Source organism: Psychrosphaera sp. (assembly GCF_982872775.1).
The window spans coordinates 20,486-24,949 of record NZ_CEYNSH010000045.1 but is presented as its reverse complement, the minus strand read 5'-3'; the positions used below and the strand labels follow the sequence as shown (position 1 = coordinate 24,949).

Sequence of the window (4,464 nt, the reverse complement as noted above, 5' to 3'; positions counted from 1 at the left end):
ACTAGAAACTGTTATAGGTCTGATTGAAAAACCTCTTAATCGGTGCTATAAACAGGACTCTAAGAGAGGTTAATATGCAGCCAAAATTTTCTGAAGATGTAATCCCACTTACTGACTTGAAGGTTAATCCTGGTAAAGTCGTCAATCACGCAACAGAAAGTCATAGGCCAGTTCTGGTCACGAGTCGAGGTCGAGGGGTAGCTATAGTTCAAAGCCTTGAAGACTTTGAAAACTTAAATGAAGAATTGGCATTCGTTAAGTCTGTTACACAAGGTCTTATTGAAATTAAGGATGGTGACACGAAATCAATTAACGACATCAAGCAGAAGTTTGGTCTATAGCTGTGGATGTCCAATTTTCTAATTCTGCTGCTGCCGATTTAGACGTCATCAATGAATATTATTCAGAGCAAGGTGCGCCTGATGTCGGCCTCAAATTCATAAAGGAAATCGTGTCTGATGTCGAGTGTCTCACCAACCACCCTGAAATTGGAAGAGTTGTCCCTGAATTTAACGACTCAAGTATAAGAGAGTTAATCCGACCTCCATTTCGAATTGTTTACTTATTGGGTATCAATAGTATTAGCGTTATTCGAGTGTGGCGAAGCGAACGATTATTAAAGTTTGATTAATACCGGCTAATAACAAGAGGCTGTGGCTTACAAGATAGCTTCTAGTACTTTTGTGAAGTTCGGGTGAGTACGTAATGCAGTCTTTTAAATTCAGTTGGTAAAGCTTCTCATACTACTATACATCATAATATTTAATATTGTTTTTACGCCTTTAGCTGAATACGAATGGCCATGTTCCATTTTCGTCTTGGCAATTCAGTTTTCCTGAATTATCTAATTGGCTGTTTTACTTTTAATTAGAGGTGTCTAAAAAGTTTACAAAATTAATACAACTTAGTAACTTCACTAAATTAACTATTTGAATTTGTTAAATTAATTGCTCTGGTTTTATATTTGCATAAAGTTGCGTGGACTTTATACGAAAGGGATCAAAACAATGAATTTTTTAACACGTTATTTACTATCACTAGTTAATACAAAAAGAGCATCAAACTGTAAGAAGCTTATCGCTATTTTGGTTTATACCTTTACATTGAGTATATTTTCTCTACCTAGTCATGCTGGAGTGATCAGTTTCAATGGCTTTACACATGATACTTCTACAGATGTAGTTACAGGCAATGGACTTGAGTGGTTACAATGGGATTTAAGTATTGGAAGAAGTATATCTTGGGCAAATGGAGGTGGAGCTGACTTATTGGGGTATGGTACGGGTTGGACTGTAGCAACTGGGAGTCAGGTGGCAGGTCTTTTTAATACTTTTTTTGGAATTAATAGCTTTAGTAACCTAGAAGGTGTTTCTCAAGTAGTAAGTACAGGAGTGGACACCGGGACTGAAGGAGGAGCTGATTTAACATTCATCTCCATGTTTGGTGACACATATGCCGCAGCTGGCTTAAGCAACAATTTAGGTGAAGGTGGATTTCAACGGTCTTCAGCTCTGTTCGGAGAGGACGTAAATCAAGATGGTCTATTCATGCTCGCAAGTGTGCAAGATGATTATGTAAATAATGGCGGACTAACTCTAGACGGTAAGGCTCAATTGCTTTGGTCTCCTTTATACAATAATTCTTGGGCTTCAGGCCAACAGGGTATTGTTTTGGTTAGGAGTACGAGCAGTGTAACTGTTACAGAACCAAGCACTTTAATGGTACTCCTACTACTTCCATTTATTTTTCTAGCTAATAGAAAAAGTGCAAATTGAGTTGCTGCTTCAAATGAGCATATTTATCAGGGCTTTCATATTTAGCTGCAATGGAGGCCGATAATATGTTTTAGTATATTTACGCTTCAATGCTATAACGAAAAAACGCTCCAACAACTAATATTTTGTGATTGATCTATTCTCCTGAAGCAAGCAATATAATAATCGAGTTAATAGGCACCAGTACCTGTGGCTTTGATTAGCTACAATAGGAACAAATCAGCGCTCGGCCGAACGAAGCATAACCGTCCGTTCCTTGTCTAAAACTGCCGTTAATATTACGAGTGAATTACTTCCCCTCGCTTTATTCAGAACTTGGCCTTAAGACTCCCTTACGGCCGCTTTAAGCGTAGTTTTTTTAAGAAAGGCGGATATTTAATCTTTTTGCGCAACTAGCTTTGGGTTTTGCAGCTCACTGAATTATTTGCATACATTTCGCAATAGTGCCTTTTGTCGCCACATGACAATTCCCAGCTACGACTAACCCAGGAGCTTTTCCTATGAACTATTTGTATTTTTTCGTTTGGACATTCGATTTGAGATTCTGATATTTCGATTATCCGTTCGTTCGAAGGTATATTGACTGCACACCCCGAGGAAACAATACCAAAAAATAGCACTAAAAATATTCGCAATATTACTTCCTCCTTGATGACTACCTAACGGTTGTCATATTGATTTTGTACGATACTTGTTAAGAGTCGTAAGAAATTCATTTGGCAAATCTACGCCTAGATATATGAATTTTCCTGAATTCAGCTTGATCTCAATATTTGGATTACCTGCCAAATTAAACCTTTTCACATTACCAGAACGACGAATGAAAACTGAATTAGGTTGAACGTGAGCAATGTCACTTAAAGCTATCCTTAATGGATTCCAAACACCGTATCTGACGATAATACCGTCCTGAAGAATTGAAATAGGTCTAATTGCAAGCGCTTTATACTCGGCAACAAAAAACACTAAACCAAGTAGAGTTAAGATTGTTGTAACGTTAGCTGCAAACGGTGACCACAAAAAGTGTAAAAGTAGGTGCACCACAGGTAGCTCAAATAAAATTAGAAAGATAAAGCCTAATTGGTTGCTTTGAGCACCGTCTTTTTTATGACAGCTAAAATGACGCTCGCCAGTAAAATTTTGTTGTTTTACCTTTTTTGAAAATAACGCATATGTCCATACTCGCGCCTCAAAAGAGAGAAGTGAGCTTATAGCACCTTCACCTAAAATTTTTTGAATTGGCTTTGATATCGCCTCATCGGGATCTTTCTCTTGGGTAAGAGAGGATTTGATAGTAAAAAGCCCAAAATGCAGAAATTACCGCAAGATATATAAACGGGATATGTCTTTTAGTTAAAGCCTTCATCGATGGTCCTTATCGTTATGCGCTGGGTGAAGTATAAGATTCTAGCGGTCTGTTTCCGTAAATTACTTTGCCTTTAATCTGACCTTTTGAGATTAACCCAATGAACCTAGAGTCAGCACTATTATCTCTATTATCGCCTAAAATGAAATACTTACCTTCTGTAACTGTAATCGCTTCGAGTGAGGTTTTTTTCCCTGCGTCCGGGGTGAATGTGATCAAATGAGAATTACCGTCAATTTTTTCGCTAAGGACTATTTCTCCAATCTCATTTTTATCAGGGACAATATTAAAAAGCTGCTTAGGCTCAATGGTCTGACTGATTTTTTCGCCATTGAGGTACACCACGTTATCTTTGATGCTAACTGTATCACCGGGAATACCAATGATTCGCTTAGCGGCCATTACGTTTTTCGGAATATCAAAATACATAATTAGATCGCCTCGTTGGGGCAGACCCGTTTCCAATAAAACGTAATCGGTATGAGGAAATCTGAGGTCATAAGCGAGGTGATTAGACACGACGATATCGTCATACCAGTAGGTCGGAGTCATTGACGGTCCTGCTATGGTATATGCTTTGACATAGGCAGAACTTATACCGAGAAAAAGAAATAGCAAAAGGCTGGACTTGAAGAGTTTGGAAGTTTTCATGTTGTTTTTCTCCTTCTATAGCATAGCTCCTGCTCTAAAGATTTCTTACTTTATCACTCTTTTCTTGAGTTTATTTCGCGGCAAAATGTATTGATATACAAGTCTTCAACTTTTTTACGTGCCCACTCAGTGCGTCTTAAGAATTTAAGTGAAGATTTGATGGAAGGGTTGTTATAAAAACAGTTTAGCTGTATTTCTGCGTCTAGACCTTTCCAACCGTAATGTTCTTGAAGTCGAACGAGGATTTTCTCAAGGGTTAAGCCATGAAGGGGATTGTTTGGCTGGGCATTGCTCATAAAACGTCTCAATAAAGTAAATAAACTACACGTGATTATACAAGACAATGCCACTGCTACAATTGTTAGGTGTTCATGATTTAAGGTAAGTGACAGGTTATGACGCTTTCTGCTTCTTTTAAACCAGCACCGTAAATACGGCGGTACTCAGAAATTGCTTTAAGTTTTTGTTCTTCCTTAATTAATTCCTGTACCTCAGGGGCTAAATTGGCGAGTTTGCGAAATTCTTTCTCTCTAGACCTTCGCTTAGACTCATCTGAAAACTGAGAATACAAGAGGAAGGCTAATAACAAAAAAACTAAAGCAACAACGATATCCATATCAATCACCTCTACCAAGATAAGCTCGAATAGAGGAAATAAGGCCTTGCTCATTA

At 38.0% G+C, this 4,464-nt stretch carries 6 protein-coding genes; 3 read left to right on the top strand and 3 right to left on the bottom strand.

Annotated elements, in window-relative coordinates:
* The first annotated feature begins 74 nt into the window (after nt 1–74).
* The 3 genes from AC4E96_RS11920 to AC4E96_RS11910 all read left to right on the top strand — a co-directional run bounded on the left by AC4E96_RS11920 (nt 75) and on the right by AC4E96_RS11910 (nt 1,775).
* Nucleotides 75–341 (top strand): type II toxin-antitoxin system Phd/YefM family antitoxin, encoded by a 267-nt coding sequence (locus AC4E96_RS11920; RefSeq protein WP_488034087.1) that lies wholly within the window; start codon nt 75–77, stop codon nt 339–341.
* Between the two features lie 2 nt (nt 342–343).
* Entirely contained in the window at nt 344–631 is a 288-nt protein-coding gene (locus AC4E96_RS11915; RefSeq protein ID WP_490255968.1) for a type II toxin-antitoxin system RelE/ParE family toxin, read from the top strand.
* 376 nt (nt 632–1,007) lie between these two features.
* The gene (locus AC4E96_RS11910; protein WP_490255967.1) at nt 1,008–1,775 is read left to right on the top strand and encodes a hypothetical protein; all 768 of its coding nucleotides are present in this window, start codon (nt 1,008–1,010) and stop codon (nt 1,773–1,775) included.
* A 1,381-nt stretch (nt 1,776–3,156) separates the two neighbouring features.
* Here AC4E96_RS11910 and lepB read toward each other — a convergent pair.
* From lepB to AC4E96_RS11895, 3 genes are all read right to left on the bottom strand, one after another.
* Entirely contained in the window at nt 3,157–3,792 is a 636-nt protein-coding gene (lepB, locus tag AC4E96_RS11905; RefSeq protein ID WP_490255966.1) for a signal peptidase I, read from the bottom strand.
* Between the two features lie 53 nt (nt 3,793–3,845).
* Nucleotides 3,846–4,088, bottom strand: coding sequence for a VF530 family protein (locus AC4E96_RS11900; RefSeq protein WP_490255965.1), 243 nt, complete (start codon nt 4,086–4,088; stop codon nt 3,846–3,848).
* An 80-nt stretch (nt 4,089–4,168) separates the two neighbouring features.
* Nucleotides 4,169–4,464 (bottom strand): hypothetical protein (locus AC4E96_RS11895; RefSeq protein WP_490255964.1); only part of this gene is annotated, 296 nt, incomplete at its 5' end.

Excerpts from the sequence above, each read along its gene's own strand:
- AC4E96_RS11900 (WP_490255965.1), bottom strand. The coding sequence starts at position 4,088 with ATGAGCAATGCCCAGCCAAACAATCCCCTTCATGGCTTAACCCTTGAG.
- AC4E96_RS11920 (WP_488034087.1), top strand. The coding sequence starts at position 75 with ATGCAGCCAAAATTTTCTGAAGATGTAATCCCACTTACTGACTTGAAG.
- AC4E96_RS11910 (WP_490255967.1), top strand. The coding sequence starts at position 1,008 with ATGAATTTTTTAACACGTTATTTACTATCACTAGTTAATACAAAAAGA.
- lepB (WP_490255966.1), bottom strand. The coding sequence starts at position 3,792 with ATGAAAACTTCCAAACTCTTCAAGTCCAGCCTTTTGCTATTTCTTTTT.